This window comes from Chlorobaculum thiosulfatiphilum (assembly GCF_006265165.1).
GTDB classification, from domain to species: domain Bacteria; phylum Bacteroidota; class Chlorobiia; order Chlorobiales; family Chlorobiaceae; genus Chlorobaculum; species Chlorobaculum thiosulfatiphilum.
In genome coordinates this window covers 1-563 of the sequence record NZ_VDCH01000063.1, presented here as the reverse complement: position 1 = coordinate 563, position 563 = coordinate 1, and the positions used below count along the sequence as shown (strand labels likewise).

Below are 563 nucleotides of genomic sequence, written 5' to 3'. Positions count from 1 at the left end.
GCAAAGTCGAAAAACTGTTTGATCATCCCAATGTTCGCTATGCCAAGAATTGATACCTTTATTGGCCGGAGTAATAACTACTGGGTTGTCGGATGTTATAAATGGAAAATCTGTTTTGTTATAGATAATCACTGAATGCAAATACAAAATATCACCTAAATCTGTTTCCAGTAATTGCCTTTTAGCAATATCCTTAAAAGCGGTTTTATAACTATTCCCACCCACATACATATCCGCCCATTCAGCGACCTTATCAAAGGAACTCTGAAATGACTCAAGAAATGCTTCAACCCTCATGAATTGCAGTATAACAAAATATGACATAAATGACATATTTTCGTTATTTGTACTTTCTTCAATGATTTCCTTAGAATATTTTACATAATCTCCTTCAACCATACTAAGAAAATTTTCAATCAAGGGCTTTTTGGGGTTATCCTCAGGAAGATTATAAAAGTATGATCTTGTTAGGGTTTTATGATTAACGGTTCTTCGCAGAATATCGTGGGTAAGGGCTTCTGCTGTTCCGTCATGATTCGATAGCCATGTTGAGTTTGCCGCAG

Annotated in this window: 1 protein-coding gene; it reads right to left on the bottom strand. The window is 35.7% G+C overall.

What is annotated here, in order from left to right:
- Window positions 1–563 (bottom strand): DUF4238 domain-containing protein (locus FGF66_RS12375; RefSeq protein WP_139457951.1); only part of this gene is annotated, 563 nt, incomplete at both ends.